This window comes from Kitasatospora viridis, assembly GCF_007829815.1.
Lineage (GTDB): Bacteria > Actinomycetota > Actinomycetes > Streptomycetales > Streptomycetaceae > Kitasatospora > Kitasatospora viridis.
Map to the genome: position 1 here is coordinate 475,844 of NZ_VIWT01000005.1, position 24,300 is coordinate 500,143.

Sequence of the window (24,300 nt, forward strand, 5' to 3'; positions counted from 1 at the left end):
CGAGGCTCAGTGCGCCCCGGTGCCGAAGACGGCGGTGACGGGTGCGTGGTCGGACCAGCGTTCCGCGTGCGAGGCCGGCCGCTCGACGTACGCTTCCGTGCAGGTGTCCGCGAGTTTCTGACTGGCCATCAGGTAGTCGATCCGCCAGCCGGAGTCGTTGTCGAAGGCGCGCCCGCGGTAGGACCACCAGCTGTAGGGGCCCTCCTGCTCGGGGTGGTGGGCGCGGACGACGTCGACGTAGCCGGCCTCGTCGAGGACGCGGGTGAGCCAGGCGCGCTCCTCGGGGAGGAAGCCGGCGTTCTTCTGGTTGGCCTTCCAGTTCTTGAGGTCGGCCTCGCGGTGGGCGATGTTCCAGTCGCCGCAGACCACGACCTCGCGGCCGTCGGCGGCGGCGCGGGCCTTGAGGTCGGTGAGGTGGGTGAGGAACTCGGCCATGAAGCGTTCCTTCTCGTCCTGCCGGTCGGTGCCGACCTCGCCGGAGGGGAGGTAGAGGCTGGCGACGGTCAGGCCGGGCAGTTCGATCTCGGCGTAGCGGCCCGAGTCGTCGAACTCGGCGGAGCCGAAGCCGATCCGGGTGGCCTGCGGAGCGGTGCGGGAGAGCACGGCCACGCCGGCCCGGCCCTTGGCGGCGGCCGGGGCCCAGACCGCGTGCCAGCCGGCCGCGTCCCGCACCTCGGCGGGCAGCTGGGCGGTCTCGGCGCGCACCTCCTGCAGGCAGACCACGTCGGCCGAGGTCGAGGCGAGCCATTCGACGAAGCCCTTCTTCGCCGCGGCCCGGATTCCGTTCACGTTCACAGTCGTCACGATCACCGAGGCAGCCTACCGGCCGCCGCCGACAGCGTTTCGCGGGCCACGCGAGTGGCCAGTCGTCCCTTGAATGGTTAAGGCCTGGTTAAGGTCCGTGGCGGCCGGGTCAAGCCCGTGTCATTGGTCTTGACCATCTCCCGGACGACCACCTAGGGTCACTTACTGCAAGGACCTTTAATAAAGAAGGACGGATAATGCTCCGGCCCGTCACCAGGCTCAACCTGCCGGAGCAGCAGGTCCTTCAGGACGCCGGGCGGCTGTCACCACAGCGGCGGCCGGGCCCGGCCAGGGTGGAGGACACGGTGGGGACAGCTCAGCTCACGGCGGTACCGGAGCCGAAGTACTGGCAGCTGCGCACGGTGCTGCTGCGCGCCATCGACACCGAGTTCTCCACCGGTCAGGTGATCCCGAACGAGCGCGAGCTGGCCGCCCGGTTCAACGTGGCCCGGGCGACCCTGCGTCAGGCCCTCGACCAGCTGGAGCTGGAGGGCCGCCTGGTCCGCCGGCGCGGCATCGGCACCCTGGTCGCCGCCCCGCGGGTCGGCGTGCAGGTGAGCCGGCAGGAGGAGGGCTGGCCGGGCGGCAGCCGCGAACAGGCCTGGCAGACCGTGGGTTTCGCCGTGGCCGCGGCCGGTGAGCAGCTGGCCAAGGCGCTCGGCGTGCCGGTCGGCGAGCAGGTGCACACCGTGCGCCGGCTGCGCGTGGAGCAGGGCAAGACGGTGGCCACCGAGGCCCTGCACGTGCCGGACTCGGCGCTGGCGATGCTGCCCGAGATCCGTCTGTCCGGCGCCGCGGGCAGCGGCGCCGGGCCGGAGGACGAGGGGCGGGCGCTGCTGCGCCGGATGGAACGGCTGACCGTGGACGGCGAGTCCCGGTCGGTCGAGCTCGGCGTGGCCGAGGCGGACGAGGCGCTGCTGCTGCAGCGCCCGCCGGGCACCCCCGTGCTGGTGGTGACCACGCAGTACGCCTCGGCCGGTCGGCTGGCCGCGGTGGCGGTCTCCACCTACCGGGCCGACACCTGCCGGCTGACCTTCGGGGAGACCGGCCTGGTCGAGGTCACCCCGGTGCCGGCGGACTTCCGCACCGCGAGCTGATCCAGGGAAGAACGAAAGGCGAAGGGGCCCGCTCGGTGAGCGGGCCCCTTCGCTGTCGTCGCGTCAGTTCCGGGCGACCGGCGGGTCCACCGCGAAGAGCTGCTCCTCCACCTGGTCCAGCGCCAGCCGCAGCGCGCCGAGCGCGACCACTTCCTCCCCGAGCGAGGAGAGCGCCACCTCGGGTGCCCGCAGGCAGGAGAGCTCCAGCTGTTCGCGCAGCGGGCCCAGGGTGTCGTCGAGTCCGGCGGCCCAGCCGCCGATCACCACCAGCTGCGGGTCGATGGCGAGCACCAGGGCGGTGACGTCGTGCACCAGGCGGCGCAGGAAGCGGTCCATCGCGACCCGGGCCACCTCGTCGCCCTCCCGGGCCAGGGTGAGCACCCGGGCCACGGCGGCCTCGTCCAGCGGGGCGAGCGGCTTGCCGGTGGTGGAGAGCAGGCGTTCGGGGGTGGCCTCCTGGCCGAGCAGGTGCAGCGCGCCGATCTCGCCGGCCGCGCCGCCGAAGCCGCGGTGCAGCCGCCCGTTGATCAGCGAGCCGGCGCCGGGGCTCAGGCCGGCCAGCACGAAGACCACGTCGCCCATGCCGACGGCGGCGCCCTGCCAGTGTTCGGCGATGGCGGCCAGGTTGGCGTCGTTCTCGATCAGCACCGGGCAGCGGAACGAGCGGCGCAGTTTGGCGCCCAGGTCCAGGCCGGTCCAGCCGGGCATCGCGGTGCCGAGCCGCACCGTGCCCTCGCGGTCCACGATGCCGGGCGTGCCGACGCCGACCGCCCAGAGGCTGTCCCGGGAGACCCCGGCCTTGCGCAGCACCTCGGCGACCACCGTGCGCACCACGCCCAGCCGGTCCTCGACCTCGGCGGTCTCGGCCACCTCGCGGGCCAGGCCGGCGACCTGCTGGCCGGCCAGGTCGGCCAGCACGGCGCGGATCATGTGGACGCCGACCTCGATGCCCAGGATGTGCCCGGCCTCGGCGCGGAACCGGAACCAGCGGGCGGGGCGGCCGCGTTGCCGCCCGCCGTCCTGGTTCTGGTCCACCTCGGCGACCAGTCCGCTCTCCAGCAGGCCGTCGATCACGCCTTCCACGGTCGGCCGGGACAGCCCGGTGTCGCCGACCAGTTGGGTCAGGGTGACGGCTTGGCCGTCGCGCAGCGACCGGAGTGTGACGGCGGCGTTGATCCGACGCAGGAGCGAGGAGTCTCCTCCGGTGAGCCGATCAGCCAAGTCGCTGCCTTTCCGCACATCGCGCGACTGCCCTGGCGCGCGTTTCACCTGCGCGCGGATGCCGCCGGTGACCCCGCGCACCGCCGTTCCGACGACGGGTCACGAGGGAGCGCCGCACGTCGGAAGGGGCGTCAGCCGGATCCTAGCCGCGCCCCGACCGGCCCGCGAGCATCGGTGCAGCTCATCGCCGGTTCTGTATCGAAAAGTGACCTATCGGACCGGCAACCCCATGGTGCGGACCACCTGTTCGGGTGGGGTGCGCGGCGCCGCGCGTGCGGGTTTCGGCCGGTCGGGCCGACGCCCGTATGCTGCGCGCATGCCGAACGAATCCCGTCTGCTGCTCGACGCCGCGGAGCTCGCCGCCTTCGTCCGGGAGCGGACCCGCCGGGGGCCGGTGCCGTTCGTTCCCGAGATCGAGCTGCACATGGCCGAGGAGGTGCTGGAGCTCTGGGAGGCGCTGGAGGCGGCCCGGGGCGAGGTGGGCCTGCCGCCGCCGTTCTGGGCCTTCCCGTGGGCTGGCGGGGTGGCGGTGGCCCGCTACGTGCTGGACCACCCGGAGACGGTCGCGGGGCGCCGGGTGCTGGACCTGGCGGCGGGCTCGGGCCTGGTCGCGGTGGCGGCCGCGCTGTGCGGGGCGAGTTCGGTGCTGGCCATCGACATCGACCCGTACGCGATCGCCGCGACCGAGGTGAACGCGGCGGCGAACGGGGTGCGGGTCGAGGCCCTGGCCCAGGACGTGCTGGACGGCGACGGTGGGCCGGCCGAGGTGGTGCTGGCCGGCGACGTCTTCTACGAGCGCACCATGGCCGCCCGCTTCCTGCCCTTCCTGGAGCGGGCCCGGGCGCGGGGCGCCGAGGTGGTCGTCGGGGACCCGGGCCGGGCGTACCTGCCGCGCGAGCGCTTCACCAGCGTCGCGGCGTACCAGGTGCCGGTGGTGGCCGACCTGGAGGACACGGCGCTCAAGACGACCACGGTCTGGCGTCTCGACCCGCGATAACCAGTGGGAGGCCGGGCGCTGGCCCTGCTAGGACTGACGACATGAGTGATCTGATCGTCCGACCGGCGGAGCCCACCGAGGTGGCCGCGCTACTCGACTTCTGGGCCCGGGCAGCCAAGGGGACCAGCGTCTCCGACGACGTCGCGGGAGTGACCCGGCTGCTGGAGCGCGACCCGGAGGCCCTCCTGGTGGCCGAGCAGGACGACGAGATCGTGGGCACCCTGATCGCCGGCTGGGACGGCTGGCGGGCCTCCCTCTACCGCCTCGCGGTCGCCCCCGAGTACCGCCGCCGGGGCATCGCCGCCGCCCTGCTGCGGGCGGCCGAGCGCCGCTTCACCGCGCTCGGCGCCCGCCGCGCGGACGCCATGGTGCTGGACGCCAACCCGGAGGCCCACCTCACCTGGCAGGCCTCCGGGTACGAGCGGGAGGAGCAGTGGCGGCGCTGGGTCAAGCCCCTGACGGAGCTTTAGAGTCCGACGCCAGAACGCTGGGACCGGAGAAGTCCGCGGCCAGCGCGTCCATGATCAGCTCGTCGCACACCGCGCCGCGCCAGTACCCGGCCTGGCGGAGCGCGCCGACGTGCTCGAAGCCGGCGTTCTCGTAGACCCGGACGGCGGACTTGTTGGGCGCGAGCACCTTGAGCCAGATCGACCGGAGGTTGGCGACGTGGAATCCGAAGTCCAGCGTCAGCCTGGTGGCTCGGGTAGCGAGGCCCTTGCCACGTGCCTCGGGTGCGATGACAAGGATGTATTCGGCGGTGCGGACGTAGTTGTCGGGTTGGAGCGTGGTCATGCCGCTGGGCACCGGATTCCCGGCCTCTGTGACGTCGTAGACGGTGAACCGGATGTTCCTGCCGAGTAGCTGCTGCTGGAGTCCTTGTGTCCGGCTCTTCAGCGACTCGGGAACCGGGCGCCCGTAACCGATCAGGGAAGTCGGGTCCTCGTCCCAGCGCCAGTACTCCTCCGCCAGGTCCTCCCGGAGCGGGCCGAGGCCGCAGGTGCCGTCGGAAAGCCAGATGATCTGTTCAGCGGACGCCATGGTGAACTCCGGTGATGCTAAAGATCGGTGTGAACAAGCCGATTGATGCAGATTCGGCGACGGCATCGCCGTCAACGGTCTCGACCCAGGCGTGCAACCGTATCGGGTCGGGAGCGATCCCGTGGCGCCAAACCACCTTCTTCCCCGTCATGTTGAGCAGCAGTGTCGCGGCGGCCGACTCCTCCAGGCAGTTGGTTCGTCCGGGCGAGTACCAGCCCGCGCTTCGTACGGCGTGGACGGCCTGTTCGGCTTCGCGAGTGGTCGCCGGCCGTCCCCGACGCGTCCTACTGGCGGAGTGAACCAGCTTGAGGACGCGGCCCATCGCTTCATCCTCCGGGCCTGCGGCCTTGACGACGTGAACCACGCAGAGGGCGGTAGCTGCCGCCAGAGTCCGGGTACGCGGGACCGGCGGGGGAGGAGCCAGCCCGGCCCGGAACTCGGTGCCGCCCCAGCTTGCTTTCGGCGCCTCCACTTCGCGGACGTTCCGCCCCGGCCGTGGCCGGTCGGTCACTAGTAGCAAGCCCGCCGCCAGCAGCGACTTCAGTAGCGGCTTCGGGAGATGCCGGGCGTCGCCTAACTCCGCCGCGTGACGGAGAGCTGCGCCAGCCGACGCCGTTAGGGTGCTGACCTGGCCGTTGTGGTAGTTCACCAGGACAACGGCGTGCCCGAAGTCCAGAGCACGGACGTGCTGGGGCATGCTCACGAACGAAGGCGACTCAGCCACGGTTTTCCACTCCCTGTGCCTCGACCCACTGCGACTCCGACTGGCGGTCAAGAGACAGGAGCCACGCCTCGACGGCGATCGTCCGGTCCAGAATCCCCGTAGGGACGGGCATGCCCATCGCGGCCTGCTTCAACGCGAGGCGAAGGGCATGCGGCTCGACCAGGCCCGAGGCAGCGAGGAGCCCATCCGCCAGGCTGAGCAGGGCATCCAGGTTCGCCCGCCGACCGGTGTAGAAGTCGGCATTGAATGCGCCCTTGGACATGCGGGCGGCGAGCGGAACCGGCAGCAGATCACTCATCGCCTGCACCAGTTGCGGCTTGTAGGCGTACACGGGTGGGCGGGCTTCGAGCGGGACCCGCAGCAGGGTGTTGACCACGCTGGCGTCCAGGAAGGGGTTGCGAAGCCGGATACCGACGTCCTCCGCCAGCGCGGCATCCGCCTGTGCCGTCCGGGCCACCTCACGAATCTCGTCAATGAGCGTGCGGACCCCGGCATCGAGACCCACGAACGGGTCTGGGGCAGTCGCCACGCGCCCTATCTCACCCCGCAGTTGCGGCAAGACCTCGGCACCAGTCCAAGCCGGGAGTTGCACGGGTGCGCACCAATGGACGCTGTTGGCCACCGAGGAGGACGGGCTTCGGACGAGCTGTTCGTCAAGCAAGGAGAGCGCGTCAGCCCGGGTGAGTCGGGCCGTTGTGAACGCTTGCCGGAGGACATGTGCGAACGGAAGATGCCTGAGTCGAGCCCAGCCCGCCGCCTGGTGAAAGGCAGCGTGGAGGTGCCGGTGTCGCACCAGATCCGCGAGCTGGACCGGCGGTTGGGAGCAGACGCTATCCCCGCCGTCACCGGTCAGATGAAGTGTGGTGTCGAATCGATCGGTCATCCACTCCAACTGCCGGAGCAGCCCAGCCCAGGCCAGTGTGGACGGGGCCGGCTCATCAGCGGCGGGTACGTCGGTGATCCCGGTGTACGGCAGGTGCTCGCGTTGCGTCGGCAGTAGATGATGCTCGATCCGACCTGGCATCGAGTCGGCCACGAGCCGGGCGAATCGGAGGTCCGCACCCGTCTCGTCGCCCTCGGGATGAGCCGTGACGGCGTTGACGCGCACGTCACCCGGCGCTTGGCGAGCTGCCAGGAGTGTGATGGATGAGGAGTCGAGGCCGCCTGACAGGTCCGTGGTGAACGGGCCGTCGGCAAGCCGCAGCCCCACAGCGTTCTCAAGCGTGTGACGGAGGAGCAGAGTTGGCTCGGCCTCGGAGTCAGGCAGTGGCAGCCAGACGTTCGTGATCTCGGGTGAGCTGCCCGGAACGAGTCGGGTTCGAGCACCCGGCGGCAACTGCTCAACCCCGGAGAAGAACGACCGGCCCGCAACGACAGCGGGGAGCAGCGGAGTGAACACCGCAGTGGCGAGCCGCCGCACATCGACAGGAGCCTTGTTGAGCCGCGCGAGTAACTGCGCCGAAGACGACCAGGCCCATCCGGAACCGAACTGGGTGACGTAGACCGGCTGCGCGGCGGCCGGGTCGGTGAAGATCGTCGTTTCGTGTACCGCCTCGCTCACGACCGCGTAGACCCCCGGCCAGCGCCAAGCCAGATCGACCGGCAAGGGCGCGCTGCCCAACGCCTTCAGATCCGCCGGCCGCGCGCCGCTCAGCCCAAGGACGAACAGTCGGCGATCTACGTCGTCCTCGAAGACGTGGAGCTGGGACAGCGTCATGCCGGTCGTCCACACGCTCGACTGCGGATGCAGTCGCGTCGCTCCCAACGGGTGCGGGGTTCCCTTCGCAGAACTGCTGAAGCCCCCGAAAGCCATAGTTACCTTCCCAGTGCGATGGTGAAAAGGCGGAGCGGTGCGGCCCCGAAGGGCCGCACCGAAGGGCACCAATCAGCTGGTGTACTGGTACACGAACCGCTTGCCCTCGCCGCCGTCGGCGAGGCCGCCCATGGTCAGGGCAGCGGCGTCGCCGATCACGGTGACGTCGAACTCCTCGTCGTGCTCGGCCGCGATGCTGGTCTCGTTCATCTGTCGGCTCCGTCCTTTCTGATTGATGGTGCAACGATCCGTCGGGGATGCCGACGGAGATCTTGAGGCGCCTTCAGCGCCGCGCCTTGATCCGCCAGAGCGGGCAGCGCGGGCGGTGGATCGCCTTGGACCGCTCTATGGCGGTAGGCACCGAAGTGACCTTCAGGCCGTCGGTCCGAGCGAGCTCACTCAGCCCCTCGCACGTCTTGCAGCCGGACACCTTCTCCGCCTTGGTCACGCGAGAACCAAGGCCGAGGCCGACAAGGTCTGGGGCGCCGCACGCTCGGAGTCGACGGCCGGGGCCGGCTCCGCCACAGCACCGCGAACCAGCTGACCGAGGCGACGATCATCCGGCAGGACGTCGGGCTTGATGAGGAAGAAGACGCTCTTGCCGAGCCGCACGACGGTCTCCCGGGCCTGCGACACCGGATTGCCGTCCTGGGAGGTGATGTGGAACTCGACGGGAGCCGGAGGAGGATTGGGGGAGGGCGGTTCGGCGTACAGGGCCCTGCTCTTCGCACGAGCGGCAGCGGGGTCGTACCTGGTGGCGCTCATCCTCGGTCAGTCTCCTTCACCAGAGCGGTGGGGCACGAGACAGACCGTAGGGAAGGGCTGTTGGGCGGTGCGAATTTCTTGCACCGTCTTGCATGAGGTCACTCGAAGGAGTGGATGGCCTGCTGAATCAGGTGCCTGGCCCGCGGCCCATAGACGGCCATGCCGGCGAGGATCTTGAACGCCTTGTCGTAGGAGGCGATCTCCCCAGGGGTCGTGATGGTGACGACCGCTGACAGCAGTTCAGCCATCACCTGGCGATCGTCGTAGATGTAGAAGGCTTCGAGCGGCCACATCTCACGAGGTGCGTTCCGGGGGATGATCCCGAGGCTTACCCGAGGGAGTCTCATGATCTCTAGCAGGAAGCCGAGTTGCTCGCGCATGGCGTCTGCGTCGCCGAACGGATAGTGCAGCACGGTCTCTTCGAGAACCATCGCAAACCGGTGGTTTGCTCGCCGGAACAGGTTCGACCTGGCGACCCGCGACTCCACGGCGGCATCGACATCGTTCGGTGTCTCTTGGAACCGGGTGATCGCCGTCATCAAGCTCGTTGCGTATCCGCGGCGTTGAGTAACCCCGGGGATCACGTTGGAGTAGTAGACGCGTGTCAGTCGTGTTTGCTCCAGCCGCTCCATCTCGGCATCTTGGGCGCGCTTCATCCCGTCTCGATGGACCTTGCGCCACTGGACGTACATCTCGTCGGCCTGGCGATTGGCGGCGATGATGTCCGCGGCCTGGTCCTCCGCGCCGCAGGCGACACACCATCGGAGGATGTCGTCATCCGATGGCGGCGTTTTGGTGTGCGTGATCCGAGAGACCTTGGACTCGCTCCAGCCGCACCGGGCAGCCAGCTCGCTGCCCTTCAACTGGGCCTCAGCCTTGAGAGTTCGGAGTCTGCTTGCGATAGCTTCCCGAGCTGCCTGGGCAGACGAAGACGGCGACAGGGACATGAGCTGGCTATCCGGTGTTGTCGTGGAATCAGACCACGAACTTCTTGTGCTCCACGCCACGGTGCCACACAGCCTGGAAGGCAGAGGCGCAGAGTTGGGTTACCTCGGGGTCTTCCGAGTACTGCGGGTCCAGCGCCCGGCCGGGTCCATCGAACAGGTTGAAGCGGACCGCTCGGCCGTCGATGAGCCAGAAGTCGTTTCCGGGCAGCGCGATGCCCGACGCCTCGCTGCGGGGGAGCCATCGAACCTGCTCACCGATCGCCGCGTTCACGCTGGTGATGTGGTGCTCGTAGCGGATGTAGTCCGTCACGGGGACGGACACGACCCGGGCTCGCTGGACGGTGACGCCGCGTCGGACGATCCCCCGGACGAGATCACTCCAGCCGCGCCAGTACTCCGAGTCGGGGTCTACGTCTACCGCCTCGCCACGCCGCCACTTGGCCAGTTCCTCAGCTTCCTCCACGACGCCGTACTGATCGCGGAGTTCCAGGTGAACCGCCGAGACTCGGGCCGAGTCCAGCAGTTCAGCGAAGCTGGGAACGTTCTGCCTCATCGCACGCCTTCCTGATAATCGGGATCATCCGGGCCGGGATCCGAACCACGGTCTCGTTGGCGGGGATCGTGTTGTCGTGGTCCGGGCCGTGGCCGGCCGCGAGGCAACCTTCGATCGACTCCTCGTCAGCGCCGAAGCTCTGACAAAGCAGGTCCCCGACTTCCTCGTCCACCCACACCGTAGGACTGTTGCCCTGGCCGGTCTCCGGGTCGATACCGATGAACCGTACCTTCATGTCCACCCCTCACGTCACATTGCTTGCGCGATCTTGCATGGATGTGCGTGACCCATCGTGGCGTGTACATCTACGGTCTGTCAGGAGCTTCGGGAAGTTGAGGCATTGACGGTTGGCTCTTCTGAGTCGAGGGACTCCGGCCGCGAGGCGATGGATCGCCCGCACCGCCGCCGGGGCATTGCCGCCGCCCTCCTGCGTTCCGCCGAGCGCCGCTTCACCGCGCTCGGCGCCCGCCGCGCGGACGCCATGGTGCTGGACGCCAACCCGGAGGCCCACCTCACCTGGCAGGCCTCCGGGTACGAGCGGGAGGAGCAGTGGCGGCGCTGGGTCAAGCCCCTGACTGCGCCTCAGGAGCCCAGCGGGCGCTGAACTCCTCCGCGTCCCACCGCCCGCCCAGCTGCGGTGCCAGTGCGGCGGCCGCGCGCTCTGCGAAGCCGGTCGGGTCGGCCACCGCGCCGGCCGGGAGGGCGCCGAGTAGGGGGGCGCCGGCGTCCTTCGGCAGGTCGGCGAGGTTGCAGCGCATGGCCAGGTCGGGGGAGGCAGGCCAGCTGCCGATCACGATGCCCGGGGTGCGCAGGCCGCGGGCCCGCAGGGCCTCGGCGTTGAGTGCGGTGGCGTTCAGGGTGCCGAGGCCGGGGGTCACCACGCTGAGCACCTCGCCGTCGACGGCGCGGGCGACGTCGGCCAGGGTCAGCCCGTCCTCGTTGAAGCGGACCAGCAGGCCGCCCGCGCCCTCGACCAGGACAAGATCGTGACTGGCCGTCAGTTCCTTGATGGTAAGGGTGATCTGATTCAGCGTCAGGGCGGGCAGGCCGGAGCGCCGGGCGGCGGTGTCGGGGGCGAGCGGCTCGGGGTAGCGGGCCAGCTCGCGCAGCGTCACGGCGGGGCCGGCCAGTCGGCCCACCTCCGCGCAGTCCCCGGCCTCGCCGGGGGCCATGCCGGTCTGCCCGGGCTTGAGCACGGCGACCGAGCGGCCGGCCGCCACGGCGAGGGCGGCGACGGCGGCGGTCACCGCGGTCTTGCCGACCTCGGTGCCGGTGCCGCTGATGAAGAGCAGTCCTCGGTCGCTCATCCGGCCACCGCCGCTGCTCCCACTCCGGCGGCGATCCGCGCCAGGTCCTCGTCGTCGGTCACGTAGGGCGGCATGGTGTACACCAGGTCGCGGAACGGCCGCAGCCAGACGCCCTCGCGGGCCGCCGCCTCGGTGGCGGCCGCCATGTCGACCGGGTGGTCCAGCTGGACCACGCCGATCGCGCCCTGTACCCGGACGTCCCGCACGCCGGGCGCTCCGGCGAGGTCGGCGAGCCCGGTGCGCAGCCCGTGTTCGATCCGCTTGACCTCGGTCTGCCAGTCCTGGTCGAGCAGCAGCTCGATCGAGGCGTTGGCGACGGCCGCGGCCAGCGGGTTGCCCATGAAGGTGGGGCCGTGGGCGAGCACGGGGACGGTGCCCCGGCTGATCCCGTGGGCCAGTTCGCCGGTGCACAGGGTGGCTGACATGGTCAGGTAGCCGCCGGTGAGCGCCTTGCCCAGGCACATCACGTCGGGGGAGACCCCGGCGTGGTCGGCCGCGAAGAGCGCGCCGGAGCGGCCGAAGCCGGTGGCGATCTCGTCGAAGACCAGCAGCACGCCGTGCTGGTCGCACAGTTCGCGCAGCAGGGTGAGGTAGCCGGGGGAGTGGAAGCGCATGCCGCCCGCGCCCTGCACCACCGGTTCGACGATCACCGCGGCCAGTTCGTCGGCGTGCCGCTCGATGGCGGTGGCCAGTTCGGCGGCGTAGGCCGGGTCGACCTCGGCGTCGAAGCCGGCCGGCGGCTCGGGGACGAAGAGCTGGTCCGGCAGCACCCCGGTCCACAGCTGGTGCATCCCGCCGACCGGGTCGCAGACCGACATCGGGTGGAAGGTGTCGCCGTGGTAGCCGCCGCGCCAGGTGAGCATCCGGCGCTTGGCCGGGCGCCCGACGGACTGCCAGTACTGGAGGCACATCTTGATCGCCACCTCGACCGCCACCGAGCCGGAGTCGGCCAGGAAGACGTGCTGCAGCGGCTCGGGGGTGATCTCCACCAGGCGGGCGGCCAGCCGGATGGCGGGCTCGTGGGTGAGCCCGCCGAACATCACGTGGCTCATCCGGTCCAGCTGCTCGCGCACGGCGGCGTTCAGCACCGGGTGGTTGTACCCGTGCAGGGCCGCCCACCAGGACGACATGCCGTCGATCAACTCGCGGTTTCCGCCCAGCGGTTCGGCCAGCCGCAGGCGCACTCCGGCGGCCGACTCGACGAGTTGGGAGGAGATCGTCGAGGGCATCGGCCCGTACGGGTGCCAGACGTGCGCGCGGTCCAGCGCGAGCAGCTGCTGAGTCTGCTGAGTGGTCGTCAGGTCGCTCACACCCATCAGGCGTTGGGGGCGAGCTCGGTGCCGGCGCCGCGGCGGCGGACCCGCACCAGGTCGCTGCGCAGCCCCTCGGGGTCGGCGGCGGCCTGCTCGGCGGTCGCCGAGGCGGTGGACGAGGCGGTGGCCGGGACGGCCTCGGGCGCCTCGCCGTGCTGGTCGCCGCACGGGCCGCACGCGCCACCGCCGCAGCCGCCGGCCGCCTCGGCCGCTGCCTCGCCGTGGCCGCCGCAGCCGCCCGACGCGCCGTGGCCGCCGCAGCCGCCCGCCAACTGCTCGGCGTACTCGGCGCGGTGGCGCGGCAGCGAGGCCTCGCCCTGGCCCTCGACCTCGAAGCCCGCGTCCTTGATCATGTCGAGGTCGGTCTGGCCGGCCTGGCCCTCACTGGTCAGGTAGTCGCCCAGGAAGATCGAGTTGGCGATGTGCAGGCCCAGCGGCTGCATGCTGCGCAGGTGCACCTCGCGCCCGCCGGCGATCCGCACCTCGGTGTCCGGGTTGACGAACCGCACCATCGCCAGGATCCGCAGGCAGCGCTGCGGGGTGAGGTTCCACTGCTTGGCCAGCGGGGTGCCCTCGAACGGGATCAGGAAGTTGACCGGCACCGAGTCGGAGCCCAGCTCGCGCAGCGCGAAGACCACGTCCACCAGGTCCTCGTCGGTCTCGCCCATGCCGGCGATCAGGCCGGAGCAGGCGGACAGGCCGGCGCCGTGCGCCTTCTGCACGGTGTCCACCCGGTCCGCGTAGGTGTGGGTGGTGCTGATGTCGCCGTAGGTGCTCTCGGAGGTGTTGAGGTTGTGGTTGTAGGCGTCCACGCCGGCCGCGGCCAGCCGCTCGGCCTGGTTGTCGGAGAGCAGGCCGAGGCAGGCGCAGATCTCCACCGCCGGGTCGGCGGCCTTGATGGCGCCGATGGTGTCGGTGACCCGGTCGATGTCGCGGTCCGTGGGACCGCGCCCGCTCGCCACCAGGCAGACCCGCTTGGCGCCGCCGGCGACGCCCGCGGTGGCGGCCTTGGCGGCCTCCTCCGGCTTCAGCCAGGTGTACTTGAGGATCTCGGCCTTGGAGCCGAGGCGCTGCGAGCAGTAGCTGCAGTCCTCGGGACAGAGCCCGCTCTTCAGGTTGACCAGGTAGTTCAGTTTGACCCGGCGGCCGAACCACTGGCGGCGCACCTTGCCGGCGGCGGCGACGACGTCGAGCAGGTCGTCGTCCGAGGTGGCCAGCACGGCCAGTGCTTCCTCCCTGGTGGGGAGCTCGCGGTTCAGGCCTTTGGCAACGAGGGTGTCGAGCAGATCCATAGGGCGATCCTGCCTGTCGGACCTCGGGCGGCGCCATACCGAACCGTCCAAGAACTGCCTGTTGATGGTGTGCGAGTTGTCACATGCCGGGTCCTGAGGGTGAGCTGGGGGGTCGTCCCTGTGACCTGCGCCTCGCAGAGCTTGCATACAATCAGATCATGACCACGCAGGGGGAGTCTCACGCCACGCCAGATGAGTCGGTACCCACCCCAGGGTCCGTCAGAAACGGTGGCAGAGTCGGTTCCCGACGGGTGATCGCCTGGGCGAGTGCGCTCGCGGTGCTCGGCGTGGGCGGCTGGGTGGTCTCCCGGCCGCACCCCGGAGACCTGCTCCCCGGCCTCGGCAGCACCAGCAACGACCGGAGCCTGGTGCTCGGCACCCCCGCCCCCACCTCCGCGACCGACCCCAACCCGTTCGACGCCAACCGCTACTTCCCGTCCTCGAAGCCGGTCGAGGTGAACAACTACAAGGGCAAGCGGACCAGCGCCCGGCAGGGCCCGGACTGTTCGGAGATCCTCCAGGACCAGGGCGTGCTCAAGGGCACGCCCTGCCAGGGCTACCTGGCGCTCAGCTTCACCCGCAACGACGGCAAGGTGCTGAGCAGCGTCACCGTGCTGCGCTTCGCCGACGAGGCGACCAGCAACCAGGTCGTCCAACTGCTCAGGGGCCAGGGCGCCGCGGTGCGGTTCGTGCTGCCGGACGCCACCGTCGCCTCGCCGAGCGCCACGGCCGGCGGCAAGCCGGTGGACCCGGCCCCCCGGGTGGAGGCGGTGCGGCACTACGTCACCATCACCACCTCGCGGTTCGCCGACGGGCACCCGCCGGCCGCGCCCGTCGACCCGGACCTGGACGAGGCCACCCGGGCCTGCTCCTACACCGCCGGCGCCGCCTTCATGTGGACGATGGGCAGCTGACCCCGCCCCTGGCTCGGCCCGCCCCTGGCTCGGCCTGCCCCTGGCACGGGGTCAGGGCCGAGCCGCCGTCGGCCCGGTCGGCTCAGCCGACCCCGTCCAGCCGGTTCACGTCGGTGATCTGCAGCACCGCGCGGCCCTCGGCGTCCGAGCCGTAGAGGTCCACCTCGGCGCTGATGCCCCAGTCGTGGTCGCCCGCCGGGTCGTCGAAGACCTGCCGGACCCGCCAGAGGTTGCTCTCCTCGTCCTCCTCGATCAGCAGCATCTTCGGCCCGCGGGCGTCCGGGCCGGTGCCCAGGTCGTCGTGCTCCTCGAAGTAGGCGTCCATCGCGTCCGCCCAGCGGTCCGCGTCCCAGCCCGCCTCGCCGTCCAACTCGCCCAGCGCGCCGTAGTGTTCCAGCGCGGCCAGCTCGACCCGGCGGAACATCTCGTTGCGCACCAGCACCCGGAAGGCCCGGGCGTTGGCGGTGACCGGCTGCAGCTTGGCCTCCAACTCCCGCTCCTTCTCCGGCTCGTCGGTCGGGTTGGCGAGCTGCTCCCACTCGTCCAGCAGGCTGGAGTCGACCTGGCGGACCAGCTCGCCCAGCCAGGCGATCACGTCCTTGAGCGCCTCGGTCTTCAACTCGTCCGGCACGGTCTGCTCCAGCGCCTTGAAGGCGCCGGCCAGGTAGCGCAGCACGATGCCCTCGGTGCGGGCCAGGTCGTAGTGGCCGACGTAGTCGGTGAAGGTCATCGCGCGCTCGTACAGGTCGCGGACCACCGACTTGGGCTGCAACCGGTAGTCGCCGATCCACGGGTGGGCCCGCCGGTACACCTCGTAGGCCTGCTCCAGCAGCTCCTCCAGCGGCTTGGGCCAGGTGATCTCCTGGAGCCGCTCCATCCGCTCCTCGTACTCGATGCCGTCGCGCTTCATCTCGCCGATCGCCTCGCCGCGCGCCTTGTTCTGCTGGGCGGCGAGGATCTGGCGCGGGTCGTCCAGGGTGGCCTCGACCACCGAGACGACGTCCAGGGCGTAGCTCGGCGACTCCGGGTCGAGCAGCTCGAAGGCGGCCAGCGCGAAGGTGGAGAGCGGCTGGTTGAGCGCGAAGTTCTCCTGCAGGTCCACGGTGAGCCGCACGATCCGGCCCTCCGGGTCCGGCTCGGGCAGCCGCTCGATCACCCCGCCGGCCAGCAGCGAGCGGTAGATGGCGATCGCCGAGCGGATGTGGCGGCGCTGCGCGGCCCGGTCCTCGTGGTTGTCGGTGAGCAGCTTGCGCATCGCCTCGAAGGCGTTGCCCGGGCGGCCGATCACCGCGAGCAGCATCGCGTGGGTGACCTTGAAGCGGGAGACCAGCGGCTCCGGCTCGGCGCCGATCAGCCGCTCGAAGGTCTCCTCGCTCCAGCCGACGAAGCCTTCCGGCGCCTTCTTGCGCACCACCTTGCGCTTCTTCTTCGGGTCGTCGCCGGCCTTGGCGATCGCCTTGTCGTTCTCCACCACGTGCTCGGGCGCCTGGGCCGCGACCTGGCCGACGGTGTCGAAGCCGGCCCGGCCGGCCCGGCCGGCGATCTGGTGGAACTCCCGGGCGCGCAGCACCCGCACCCGCACGCCGTCGTACTTGGAGAGCGCGGTGAAGAGCACCGTGCGGATCGGCACGTTGACCCCGACGCCGAGCGTGTCGGTGCCGCAGATCACCTTCAACAGGCCCGCCTGGGCGAGCCGTTCGACCAGCCGGCGGTACTTGGGCAGCATGCCCGCGTGGTGCACGCCGATGCCGTGCCGGACGAAGCGGGACAGGTTGCGGCCGAACTTGGTGGTGAACCGGAAGTTGCCGATCAGGGCGGCGATGGCGTCCTTCTCCGCCTTCGAGCACATGTTGATGCTCATCAGCGACTGGGCCCGCTCCACCGCCTCCTTCTGGGTGAAGTGCACGACGTAGACCGGGGCCTGACCGGTCGTCAGCAACTCCTCCAGGGTGTCGTGCAGGGTGGTGCGGCGGTACTCGTAGAACAGCGGCACCGGGCGGGTGGCCGAGCGCACCACGGTGGTCGGGCGGCCGGTGCGGCGGGTCAGGTCGGCCTCGAACCGGCGCACGTCGCCCAGCGTGGCCGACATCAGCAGGAACTGCGCCTGCGGCAGCTCCAGCAGCGGGATCTGCCAGGCCCAGCCGCGGTCCGGCTCGGCGTAGAAGTGGAACTCGTCCATCACCACCTGGCCGATGTCGGCCCGCTCGCCGTCCCGCAGCGCGATGTTGGCGAGCACCTCGGCGGTGCAGCAGATGATCGGCGCGGTCGGGTTGACGCTCGCGTCGCCGGTCATCATGCCGACCTGCTCGGTGCCGAACATCTTGCACAGGTCGAAGAACTTCTCCGACACCAGCGCCTTGATCGGGGCGGTGTAGAAGGTCCGCTTGCCCTCGGCCAGCGCGGCGAAGTGCGCGCCCGCGGCCACCAGCGACTTGCCGGAGCCGGTCGGGGTCGCCAGGACCACGTTCGCGCCGGTGAAGAGCTCGATCAGCGCCTCCTCCTGGGCGGGGTACAGCGTGATGCCCCGCTCCTCGGCCCACCCGGCGAAGGTGGTGTAGAGCGCGTCGGGGTCGGCAGGCTTGGGCATCAGGTCCAGGAGTGTCACCTGCTCACCCTATCGTCGTTCGACCTCTGGAAAGGCCTGCCCAGACGCACTGCGTCGGCCCCCGGCACCGCTCGTTCGCGGCCGACCCCCGCCGCGTCGCGCGGTGTGCCGGGGAGCACGTTGCCCCGGGCGCGGCCCGCGTGTCAGGGTGCGGCCATGATCGAGCCGACCACCGCCACCGCCCGTCCGCAGGCCCCCGCCGCCGTCTTCGACTGGCTCGACGAGGCGGCCGAGCTGCGCGCCCGGGCCGGCCTGACCCGGATCCTGCGCAGCCGTCCGGCCGAGGACCCGGTGCTGGACCTCGCCTCCAACGACTACCTCGGGCTGACCCGGCATCCGGCCGTGACGCAGGCGGCGGCCGAGGCGGCCCGGCGCTGGGGCGGCGGCGCGACCGGCTCGCGGCTGGTCACCGGCACCACGGTGCTGCACACGGAGCTGGAGGTCGAGCTGGCCGACTTCTGCGGGGTGGAGGCGGCGCTGGTCTTCTCCTCCGGCTACGCGGCGAACCTGGCCGTGCTGACCGCCCTGACCGACCCGGACACCGTCATCGTCTCGGACGCCTACAACCACGCCTCGCTGATCGACGGCTGCCGGCTCGCCCGGGCCCGGGTCTGGCGGGCCCCGCACGCCGACCCGGCGGCGGTCGCCGAGGCGCTGGCCGAACGGGCCGAGCCCCGGGCGCTGGTGGTGAGCGACTCGGTCTTCTCGGTGGACGGCAACGCGGCCCCGCTCGGCGCGCTCTCCGACGCGGCCGCGCGCGGCGGCGCGGCCCTGCTGGTGGACGACGCGCACGGGCTCGGCGTGCTCGGCCCCGGCGGGCGCGGCGCGCTGGCCGCCGCCGGGCTGGCCGGCCGGCCGGACACCGTGGCGACCGCGACGCTCTCCAAGTCGCTCGGCTCGCAGGGCGGCGTGGTGCTCGGGCCCCGACGGGTGATCAGGCACCTGGTGGAGAGCGCCCGCACCTTCATCTTCGACACCGGGCTCGCCCCCGCCGCCGTGGGCGCGGCGCTCGGCGCGCTGCGGCTGCTGCGGGCCGAGCCGGAGCGCGCCGAGCGGGCCCGCGAGGTCGCGCGCACCCTGGCCGCCCGGCTCACCGAGGCGGGCCTGCGGGCGAGCGACCCGGACGCGGCGGTGGTCTCCGTGCTCGCCCCCGGCCCCGAGCAGGCGGTCGCCTGGGCCGCGGACTGCCGCACGGCGGGCCTCGCGGTGGGCTGCTTCCGCCCGCCGTCCGTCCCGGACGGCCTCTCCCGCCTGCGCCTGACGGCCCGCGCCGACCTGACGGAGCGCCAGATCGCCGAAGCGGTGGCCGTGCTGGCCCGCACCGCCCCGCAGGGGTAGGCGCGGCGCGGCTAGAGCTGGCTTCCCCCGCCGTCGACGGGGAACTCCGCTCCGGTCGTGAAGGTCGCCCCGAACGCCAGGTACGCCACGGCGGCGGCCACCTCCTCGGCCGCCCCGAGCCGCCGCATCGGGTTCGTGCTCCGGTAGGTCTCCTTCATCGTTTCGATGACGTCGGCGGGCAAGGGGGAGCGGTCCAGGACGCCCGTGTCGATCGGCCCGGGGCTCACGGCGTTGACCCGCACTCCGCGCGGCAGCAGCTCGCGGGCCAGGGTGCGGGTCATCGACCGCAGGGCGGCCTTGCTCGCCGAGTAGACGCTGAGCGCGTCGAGGCCCAGGACGTTCACCACCGAGGTGGTGAGGACCACGCCGCTGCCCTCGCGCAGCAGCGGGGCCAACGCCTGCACCGTGAAGTACGGGCCCTTGGCGTTGACGCCGAACAGCGCGTCGTACATCTCCTCCGTCGTCGCCTCGAACGGCGCGGACGCGGTGACGCCGGCGTTGACGAACAGCGCGTCCAGCAGGCCGAACCGCTCCTGGACCGTGCCGGCCAGCGCCTTGATGTCCGTCAGCGAGGCGGCATCGCTGCGGACGGCGATCGCCCCGTCCCCCAGCTGCTCCAGCGCGGCGTCCAGGGTGGCCCGGCTCCGGCCGGTGATCAGCACCCGCGCCCCACCGTCCACGAACAGCCGGGCCGTTGCCAGGCCGATGCCGCTGCTGCCGCCGGTGATCACGATCTTCTTGCCGTGGTAAGTGGTCATGCCCCCAAGCCAAATGCCCACCTGCCCACCCCGTCCAAGACCTGTTCCGCATGCCGTCATGCCCCGGGCGCATGACGGCGCGCGCGTACCCTGGGCCGATGGACCTCGACCTGCGGCTGGTGCGCTACTTCACGGTCGTGGCGGAGTGTGGCAACTTCGGCCGGGCCGCCACCAGGCTCCACCTGGCGCAGCCGTCGCTGAGCCGTCAGATCCAGCGGCTGGAGGCTCAGCTCGGTGTCCGGCTGCTCGACCGCTCGCCGCAGGGCAGCAGCCTCACCGAGGCCGGCCAGGCCTTCCTCCCCAGGGCCCGGATCCTGCTCCAGGAGGCCGAGCAGGCCGCTCGCACGGCCAGGGCCGCCGTCCAGGCCCCCACCCTCACGGTCGGCTGCGGCGAAGGACTGGTCATCACCGGCTGGGTGCAGGAGCTGCGCCGCCGCCACCCCGACAGCCAGGTCCGCACCAGGCACCTCGACTGGCGGGACACCGGTGCCCTCGCCGAGGGGCGGGTCGACGCCCTCGTCACGTACCGGCCCGTGCCCGTGCCCACGGACGGTTTCCAGGTGACCGGGCTTCATGAGGAGCCCCGGGTCCTGGTCATGTCGACGAGTCACCCGCTGGCGCAGGAGCAGGCCGTCAGCATGCGAGCCCTGTCGGACGAGCACCTGGTCGGCTGCATCAGCAGTCCGGTCCTCTGGAGCACGCCCAAGCCGGTCGGCCACCGCCCGGCACCGCCCCCGCCCGCGATCGACGACAGCTACCAGGACAAGCTGGAGCTCATCGCCACCGGCCACTGCGTCGCGGTCTTCCCGGCCGGCGACCGGCGCCCGGCCGTGCGCGAGGACATCGCGCTGGTGCCCGTGATCGACGTCGAGCCCTGCGAGGTCGTGCTCGTCACGCGCGCCGACGACCCCAACCCGCTGCTCGGCTCGCTGGACGAGGTCGCACGGACCTCGCTCGGCACGGCTCCGCAGGTGCCCCGCGCGACCGGTACCGCCCCCACCCCCGCCCCGTACTCCCCGGGGCGCGCAGCCGCTACTGTCAGGGTTCACGAGCGTTAACAGCGCGAGCGTTGACAGAGCACAGCACTCAGGAGGGACCCTCATGACCCGGTACGTCACCCTGGAGGTCGCCGACGGCGTCGGCACCATCCGCCTGGACCGCCCCAAGATGAACGCGCTGGACATCGCGATGCAGGACCAGCTGCACGAGGTGGCGGACGAGGCGTCGGCGCGGGCGGACGTGCGCGCGGTGGTCATCTACGGCGGGGAGCGGGTCTTCGCCGCCGGGGCGGACATCAAGGAGATGCAGGCCATGTCGTACACCGACATGGTGGCCCGCGGCGGCGCCCTGCAGGACGCGTTCACCGCCGTCGCCCGGATCCCCAAGCCGGTGGTCGCGGCCGTCACCGGCTACGCGCTCGGCGGCGGCTGCGAGCTCGCGCTCTGCGCCGACATCCGGATCGTCGCCGAGAACGCCAAGCTCGGGCAGCCGGAGATCCTGCTCGGCCTGATCCCCGGCGCCGGCGGCACCCAGCGGCTGCCCCGGCTGGTCGGCCCGAGCAAGGCCAAGGAGCTGATCTTCACCGGCCGGATGGTGGACGCAGAGGAGGCGCTGCGGATCGGCCTGGCGGACCAGGTGGTCCCGGCCGAGGAGGTCTACTCGACCGCGCTGGCCTGGGCCGGCAAGCTGGCGGCCGGCCCGGCCTGGGCGCTGCGCGCGGCCAAGGAGTCGATCGACCGCGGCCTGGAGAGCGACCTGGACACCGGCCTGGCGATCGAGCGGGCCCACTTCGCCGGCCTGTTCGCCACCGAGGACGCCGCGACCGGCATGACCAGCTTCGTCGAGGAGGGGCCGGGCAAGGCCAAGTTCGCCTAGTCCTCGGCAGGTGCTGCTCACGAGCCTCCCGCCGTGAGCAGCACCAGCCCGCCGTCGGCCTCCCAGACCCGCACCTCCTCGCGGAAGCGCAGCGCCCGCACCACGCGCGGGTGCTCCCGGTCGGCGATCCCCACCAGCTCCAGCGGCGGCGGACCGGGTAGCCGCTGAGCCACCGTCAGCAGGTCGGTGTTGCCGATCCGGCGCCCGATCCTCCCCCAGCCTGGCGGCTGGGAGGAGGGTCATGGGAGGCGGCCGCGATGGTGGACCGCACCCACTCGGGGTCCTCGTCCGTGAAGACCACGGCGTGCGCGCTGAACGAGAGCACCCCGGCCTCCCGCTCACCGGGCTGGGGCACCACCGTGACCCCGCCGAGGGCGGGAACTGACCGCGCGCCGCGGCCGCGAGGATCTGCGTCAAGTCCATGATCGGCAGCGTACGCACCCTCGCCCGTAAGGGTGAGGCCCGGCATGGTGCGAGGGCCCCCGGGCCGCTGCTCGGGCACCATCGTGAAGCCCAGCTGTCACGCCCGTTAAGAATTCCTCGATGGACCGCACCGCCTCCCACCAGGCAGATTGCTTCCGTCCGGTCCGCCGACCCGCGCCGGTCCCACCCTCACTCCGCACACCCCGCCCAGGAGCCCCGCCGTGAAGGCACTCGTCAAGAAGCACGCCGAACCCGGACTCTGGCTGACCGAGGTCCCGGTGCCGGAGATCGGGCGGGACGAGGTGCTGATCAAGGTGCTGCGCACCGGGATCTGCGGCACCGACCTGCACATCCGCAAGTGGGACAACTGGGCCCAGCAGACCATCCGCACGCCCATGACGATCGGTCACGAGTTCGTCGGCGAGGTGGTCGAGGTCGGCCCGTCCGTCGCCGAGATCAACGTCGGCGACCTGGTCAGCGGCGAGGGCCACCTGGTCTGCGGCAAGTGCCGCAACTGCCTGGCCGGCCGGCGCCACCTGTGCCGCAACACCGTCGGCCTGGGCGTGAACCGGGACGGCGCGTTCGCCGAGTTCGTCGCGCTGCCCGCCTCCAACGTCTGGGTGCACCGGGTGCCGGTGGACCTGGACGTGGCCGCGATCTTCGACCCGTTCGGCAACGCCGTGCACACCGCGCTCTCCTTCCCGATGGTCGGCGAGGACGTGCTGGTCACCGGCGCCGGCCCGATCGGCATCATGGCCGCCGCGGTGGCCAAGCACGCCGGCGCCCGGCACGTGATGATCACCGACGTCAGCCCCTACCGCCTTGACCTGGCGCGGCAGCTCGGCGTCTCGCTGGCGCTGGACGTCTCGCAGCACACCATCGAGGAGGGCCAGCAGAAGCTCGGCCTGCGCGAGGGCTTCGACGTGGGCCTGGAGATGTCCGGCCGCCCCGAGGCGCTGCGCTCGATGATCGACAACATGACCCACGGCGGCAAGATCGCGATGCTCGGCCTGCCGGCCGACGAGTTCCCGATCGACTGGGCCAAGGTGGTCACCTCGATGATCACCATCAAGGGCATCTACGGCCGCGAGATGTTCGAGACCTGGTACGCCATGTCGGTGCTGCTGGAGGGCGGCCTCGACCTCAGCCCGGTGATCACCGGCCGGTACGCCGCCACCGACTTCGAGGCCGCGTTCGACGAGGCGGCCGGCGGCAACTGCGGCAAGATCATCCTCGACTGGTCGAACGTCTGACCCTCCGTTCCCTGCCTGCTTCCTGAGGAGCCATCACGTGTTCGACTCCGTCCGCGAGTCCATCCAGTCCACCCTGGACGAGATCACCGAGGCCGGCCTGTTCAAGCCCGAGCGGGTGATCGGCAGCCCGCAGAGCGCGGCCGTCACGGTCACCGGCGGCGGGCGGGCCGGAGAGGTGCTGAACTTCTGCGCCAACAACTACCTGGGCCTGGCCGACCACCCCGAGGTGATCGCCGCCGCCAAGGACGCCCTGGACCGCTGGGGCTACGGCATGGCCTCGGTCCGCTTCATCTGCGGCACCCAGGACGTGCACAAGGAGCTGGAGCAGCGCCTCTCGGCCTTCCTCGGCCAGGAGGACACGATCCTCTACTCCTCCTGCTTCGACGCCAACGGCGGCGTCTTCGAGACCCTGCTGGACGAGCGCGACGCGGTGATCTCCGACGCGCTCAACCACGCGAGCATCATCGACGGCATCCGGCTCTGCAAGGCCACCCGCAAGCGCTACGCCAACCGCGACCTGGCCGAGCTGGAGCAGGCCCTCAAGGAGACCCAGGACGCCCGCCGCCGCCTGATCGTCACCGACGGCGTCTTCTCGATGGACGGCTACGTCGCCCCGCTGCGGGAGATCTGCGACCTGGCCGACCGCTACGACGCCATGGTCATGGTCGACGACTCGCACGCCGTCGGCTTCGTCGGCCCGAACGGCCGCGGCACCCCCGAACTGCACGGCGTCATGGACCGGGTGGACATCATCACCGGCACCCTGGGCAAGGCGCTCGGCGGCGCCTCCGGCGGCTACGTGGCGGCCCGCCGCGAGATCGTCGCCCTGCTGCGCCAGCGCTCCCGCCCGTACCTGTTCTCCAACTCGCTGGCCCCGGTGATCGCCGCGGCCTCGCTCAAGGTGCTCGACCTGCTGGAGACCTCGCACGACCTGCGCGAGCGCCTGGCCCACAACACGGCGCTGTTCCGCACCAAGATGACCGAGGCGGGCTTCGAGATCCTGCCCGGCGACCACCCGATCTCCCCGGTGATGATCGGCGACGCGGCCAAGGCCGGCCGGCTGGCCGAGCTGCTGCTGGAGCGCGGCGTCTACGTGATCGGCTTCTCCTTCCCGGTGGTGCCGCACGGCGCGGCCCGGATCCGGGTGCAGCTCTCCGCCGCGCACTCCACCGAGGACGTCGAGCGCGTCGTGGCCGCCTTCATCGACGCCCGGGCCGCGCTGGAGCAGTGATTCGGCACTGATTCTCCCTGGCAGAATGGGCA

The 24,300-nt window shown here is 71.4% G+C and carries 26 protein-coding genes; 10 read left to right on the forward strand and 16 right to left on the reverse strand.

What is annotated here, in order from left to right:
- Positions 1–6 precede the first annotated feature (6 nt).
- Positions 7–810 (reverse strand): exodeoxyribonuclease III, encoded by an 804-nt coding sequence (locus FHX73_RS38420; RefSeq protein WP_145910653.1) that lies wholly within the window; start codon positions 808–810, stop codon positions 7–9.
- Between the two features lie 299 nt (positions 811–1,109).
- Between FHX73_RS38420 and FHX73_RS38425 the strand changes: the two genes are divergently transcribed.
- Positions 1,110–1,901 (forward strand): GntR family transcriptional regulator, encoded by a 792-nt coding sequence (locus FHX73_RS38425; RefSeq protein ID WP_145910830.1) that lies wholly within the window; start codon positions 1,110–1,112, stop codon positions 1,899–1,901.
- Between the two features lie 63 nt (positions 1,902–1,964).
- Here FHX73_RS38425 and FHX73_RS38430 read toward each other — a convergent pair whose 3' ends face one another.
- Positions 1,965–3,122 carry an ROK family protein gene (locus FHX73_RS38430; protein WP_145910654.1) on the reverse strand — a complete coding sequence of 386 codons (1,158 nt, stop codon included), beginning with the start codon at positions 3,120–3,122 and terminating at the stop codon, positions 1,965–1,967.
- A gap of 316 nt (positions 3,123–3,438) precedes the next feature.
- On the opposite strand from FHX73_RS38430, the gene FHX73_RS38435 reads away from it, so the two are divergent.
- Both FHX73_RS38435 and FHX73_RS38440 read left to right on the forward strand, forming a co-directional pair.
- Entirely contained in the window at positions 3,439–4,119 is a 681-nt protein-coding gene (locus tag FHX73_RS38435) for a class I SAM-dependent methyltransferase (RefSeq protein ID WP_145910655.1), read from the forward strand.
- A 41-nt stretch (positions 4,120–4,160) separates the two neighbouring features.
- Positions 4,161–4,589, forward strand: a complete 429-nt coding sequence (locus tag FHX73_RS38440; RefSeq protein ID WP_145910656.1) for a GNAT family N-acetyltransferase — start codon at positions 4,161–4,163, stop codon at positions 4,587–4,589.
- Here the strand turns inward: FHX73_RS38440 and FHX73_RS38445 are convergent.
- From FHX73_RS38445 to FHX73_RS38475, 8 genes are all read right to left on the reverse strand, one after another.
- The gene (locus tag FHX73_RS38445; RefSeq protein ID WP_145910657.1) at positions 4,567–5,157 is read right to left on the reverse strand and encodes a GNAT family N-acetyltransferase; all 591 of its coding nucleotides are present in this window, start codon (positions 5,155–5,157) and stop codon (positions 4,567–4,569) included. The genes FHX73_RS38440 and FHX73_RS38445 overlap by 23 nt on opposite strands.
- A complete protein-coding gene (locus tag FHX73_RS38450) occupies positions 5,144–5,881 on the reverse strand; it encodes a lasso peptide biosynthesis B2 protein (RefSeq protein WP_246214146.1) in 738 nt (245 codons plus the stop codon). Before FHX73_RS38450 ends, FHX73_RS38445 begins: the two co-directional genes overlap by 14 nt.
- Positions 5,874–7,694, reverse strand: coding sequence for an albusnodin/ikarugamycin family macrolactam cyclase (locus FHX73_RS38455; protein ID WP_145910658.1), 1,821 nt, complete (start codon positions 7,692–7,694; stop codon positions 5,874–5,876). The genes FHX73_RS38450 and FHX73_RS38455 overlap by 8 nt, the downstream gene beginning before the upstream one ends.
- Before the next feature lie 72 nt (positions 7,695–7,766).
- Positions 7,767–7,904, reverse strand: coding sequence for a hypothetical protein (locus FHX73_RS45295; RefSeq protein WP_170305270.1), 138 nt, complete (start codon positions 7,902–7,904; stop codon positions 7,767–7,769).
- A 234-nt stretch (positions 7,905–8,138) separates the two neighbouring features.
- Positions 8,139–8,459, reverse strand: a complete 321-nt coding sequence (locus FHX73_RS38460) for a hypothetical protein (RefSeq protein WP_145910659.1) — start codon at positions 8,457–8,459, stop codon at positions 8,139–8,141.
- 98 nt (positions 8,460–8,557) lie between these two features.
- Entirely contained in the window at positions 8,558–9,406 is an 849-nt protein-coding gene (locus FHX73_RS38465; RefSeq protein ID WP_145910660.1) for a helix-turn-helix domain-containing protein, read from the reverse strand.
- Between the two features lie 28 nt (positions 9,407–9,434).
- Positions 9,435–9,959 carry a DUF6879 family protein gene (locus tag FHX73_RS38470; protein ID WP_145910661.1) on the reverse strand — a complete coding sequence of 175 codons (525 nt, stop codon included), beginning with the start codon at positions 9,957–9,959 and terminating at the stop codon, positions 9,435–9,437.
- Positions 9,931–10,194, reverse strand: a complete 264-nt coding sequence (locus FHX73_RS38475) for a hypothetical protein (RefSeq protein ID WP_145910662.1) — start codon at positions 10,192–10,194, stop codon at positions 9,931–9,933. Before FHX73_RS38475 ends, FHX73_RS38470 begins: the two co-directional genes overlap by 29 nt.
- A gap of 150 nt (positions 10,195–10,344) precedes the next feature.
- On the opposite strand from FHX73_RS38475, the gene FHX73_RS38480 reads away from it, so the two are divergent.
- A complete protein-coding gene (locus FHX73_RS38480) occupies positions 10,345–10,563 on the forward strand; it encodes a GNAT family N-acetyltransferase (RefSeq protein ID WP_145910663.1) in 219 nt (72 codons plus the stop codon).
- Here FHX73_RS38480 and bioD read toward each other — a convergent pair.
- The 3 genes from bioD to bioB are packed head-to-tail and all read right to left on the reverse strand — an operon-like array spanning position 10,523 to position 13,871.
- On the reverse strand, positions 10,523–11,266 hold the full coding sequence (gene bioD / locus FHX73_RS38485; RefSeq protein WP_145910664.1) for a dethiobiotin synthase: 744 nt from the start codon (positions 11,264–11,266) through the stop codon (positions 10,523–10,525). The two genes, FHX73_RS38480 and bioD, sit on opposite strands and share 41 nt — an antisense overlap.
- On the reverse strand, positions 11,263–12,582 hold the full coding sequence (locus FHX73_RS38490; protein WP_145910665.1) for an adenosylmethionine--8-amino-7-oxononanoate transaminase: 1,320 nt from the start codon (positions 12,580–12,582) through the stop codon (positions 11,263–11,265). Before FHX73_RS38490 ends, bioD begins: the two co-directional genes overlap by 4 nt.
- Positions 12,582–13,871, reverse strand: a complete 1,290-nt coding sequence (gene bioB, locus FHX73_RS38495; RefSeq protein ID WP_145910666.1) for a biotin synthase BioB — start codon at positions 13,869–13,871, stop codon at positions 12,582–12,584. Before bioB ends, FHX73_RS38490 begins: the two co-directional genes overlap by 1 nt.
- Before the next feature lie 251 nt (positions 13,872–14,122).
- Between bioB and FHX73_RS38500 the strand changes: the two genes are divergently transcribed.
- Positions 14,123–14,785: a hypothetical protein gene (locus FHX73_RS38500; RefSeq protein ID WP_145910667.1), complete on the forward strand. Its 663-nt coding sequence runs from the start codon at positions 14,123–14,125 to the stop codon at positions 14,783–14,785.
- Between the two features lie 82 nt (positions 14,786–14,867).
- On the opposite strand, the gene FHX73_RS38505 is transcribed toward FHX73_RS38500, so the two are convergent.
- Positions 14,868–17,372, reverse strand: coding sequence for a DEAD/DEAH box helicase (locus FHX73_RS38505; protein WP_425461478.1), 2,505 nt, complete (start codon positions 17,370–17,372; stop codon positions 14,868–14,870).
- 174 nt (positions 17,373–17,546) lie between these two features.
- Here FHX73_RS38505 and FHX73_RS38510 point away from each other — a divergent pair, with 174 nt between their 5' ends.
- The gene (locus FHX73_RS38510) at positions 17,547–18,728 is read left to right on the forward strand and encodes an 8-amino-7-oxononanoate synthase (protein ID WP_145910669.1); all 1,182 of its coding nucleotides are present in this window, start codon (positions 17,547–17,549) and stop codon (positions 18,726–18,728) included.
- An 11-nt stretch (positions 18,729–18,739) separates the two neighbouring features.
- Here FHX73_RS38510 and FHX73_RS38515 read toward each other — a convergent pair whose 3' ends face one another.
- A complete protein-coding gene (locus tag FHX73_RS38515) occupies positions 18,740–19,486 on the reverse strand; it encodes an SDR family oxidoreductase (RefSeq protein ID WP_145910670.1) in 747 nt (248 codons plus the stop codon).
- A gap of 98 nt (positions 19,487–19,584) precedes the next feature.
- On the opposite strand from FHX73_RS38515, the gene FHX73_RS38520 reads away from it, so the two are divergent.
- Entirely contained in the window at positions 19,585–20,544 is a 960-nt protein-coding gene (locus tag FHX73_RS38520; protein ID WP_145910671.1) for a LysR family transcriptional regulator, read from the forward strand.
- Between the two features lie 43 nt (positions 20,545–20,587).
- On the forward strand, positions 20,588–21,361 hold the full coding sequence (locus tag FHX73_RS38525; protein WP_145910672.1) for an enoyl-CoA hydratase/isomerase family protein: 774 nt from the start codon (positions 20,588–20,590) through the stop codon (positions 21,359–21,361).
- 17 nt (positions 21,362–21,378) lie between these two features.
- On the opposite strand, the gene FHX73_RS45300 is transcribed toward FHX73_RS38525, so the two are convergent.
- Positions 21,379–21,534, reverse strand: coding sequence for a hypothetical protein (locus FHX73_RS45300; RefSeq protein ID WP_170305271.1), 156 nt, complete (start codon positions 21,532–21,534; stop codon positions 21,379–21,381).
- Positions 21,535–22,005: 471 nt separating this feature from the next.
- Between FHX73_RS45300 and tdh the strand changes: the two genes are divergently transcribed.
- A complete protein-coding gene (tdh, locus tag FHX73_RS38530) occupies positions 22,006–23,037 on the forward strand; it encodes an L-threonine 3-dehydrogenase (protein ID WP_145910673.1) in 1,032 nt (343 codons plus the stop codon).
- Between the two features lie 37 nt (positions 23,038–23,074).
- Positions 23,075–24,268 carry a glycine C-acetyltransferase gene (locus FHX73_RS38535; RefSeq protein WP_145910674.1) on the forward strand — a complete coding sequence of 398 codons (1,194 nt, stop codon included), beginning with the start codon at positions 23,075–23,077 and terminating at the stop codon, positions 24,266–24,268.
- Positions 24,269–24,300: the final 32 nt, after the last annotated feature.

What these genes read in the sequence shown, in the direction of transcription:
- FHX73_RS38435 (WP_145910655.1), top strand. Translation starts at nt 3,439, where the DNA reads ATGCCGAACGAATCCCGTCTGCTGCTCGACGCCGCGGAGCTCGCCGCC.
- FHX73_RS38440 (WP_145910656.1), top strand. Translation starts at nt 4,161, where the DNA reads ATGAGTGATCTGATCGTCCGACCGGCGGAGCCCACCGAGGTGGCCGCG.
- FHX73_RS38445 (WP_145910657.1), bottom strand. Translation starts at nt 5,157, where the DNA reads ATGGCGTCCGCTGAACAGATCATCTGGCTTTCCGACGGCACCTGCGGC.
- FHX73_RS38455 (WP_145910658.1), bottom strand. Translation starts at nt 7,694, where the DNA reads ATGGCTTTCGGGGGCTTCAGCAGTTCTGCGAAGGGAACCCCGCACCCG.
- FHX73_RS45295 (WP_170305270.1), bottom strand. Translation starts at nt 7,904, where the DNA reads ATGAACGAGACCAGCATCGCGGCCGAGCACGACGAGGAGTTCGACGTC.
- FHX73_RS38460 (WP_145910659.1), bottom strand. Translation starts at nt 8,459, where the DNA reads ATGAGCGCCACCAGGTACGACCCCGCTGCCGCTCGTGCGAAGAGCAGG.
- FHX73_RS38465 (WP_145910660.1), bottom strand. Translation starts at nt 9,406, where the DNA reads ATGTCCCTGTCGCCGTCTTCGTCTGCCCAGGCAGCTCGGGAAGCTATC.
- FHX73_RS38470 (WP_145910661.1), bottom strand. Translation starts at nt 9,959, where the DNA reads ATGAGGCAGAACGTTCCCAGCTTCGCTGAACTGCTGGACTCGGCCCGA.
- FHX73_RS38475 (WP_145910662.1), bottom strand. Translation starts at nt 10,194, where the DNA reads ATGAAGGTACGGTTCATCGGTATCGACCCGGAGACCGGCCAGGGCAAC.
- FHX73_RS38480 (WP_145910663.1), top strand. Translation starts at nt 10,345, where the DNA reads ATGGATCGCCCGCACCGCCGCCGGGGCATTGCCGCCGCCCTCCTGCGT.
- bioD (WP_145910664.1), bottom strand. Translation starts at nt 11,266, where the DNA reads ATGAGCGACCGAGGACTGCTCTTCATCAGCGGCACCGGCACCGAGGTC.
- FHX73_RS38490 (WP_145910665.1), bottom strand. Translation starts at nt 12,582, where the DNA reads ATGGGTGTGAGCGACCTGACGACCACTCAGCAGACTCAGCAGCTGCTC.
- bioB (WP_145910666.1), bottom strand. Translation starts at nt 13,871, where the DNA reads ATGGATCTGCTCGACACCCTCGTTGCCAAAGGCCTGAACCGCGAGCTC.
- FHX73_RS38505 (WP_425461478.1), bottom strand. Translation starts at nt 17,372, where the DNA reads ATGCCCAAGCCTGCCGACCCCGACGCGCTCTACACCACCTTCGCCGGG.
- FHX73_RS38510 (WP_145910669.1), top strand. Translation starts at nt 17,547, where the DNA reads ATGATCGAGCCGACCACCGCCACCGCCCGTCCGCAGGCCCCCGCCGCC.
- FHX73_RS38515 (WP_145910670.1), bottom strand. Translation starts at nt 19,486, where the DNA reads ATGACCACTTACCACGGCAAGAAGATCGTGATCACCGGCGGCAGCAGC.
- FHX73_RS38520 (WP_145910671.1), top strand. Translation starts at nt 19,585, where the DNA reads ATGGACCTCGACCTGCGGCTGGTGCGCTACTTCACGGTCGTGGCGGAG.
- FHX73_RS38525 (WP_145910672.1), top strand. Translation starts at nt 20,588, where the DNA reads ATGACCCGGTACGTCACCCTGGAGGTCGCCGACGGCGTCGGCACCATC.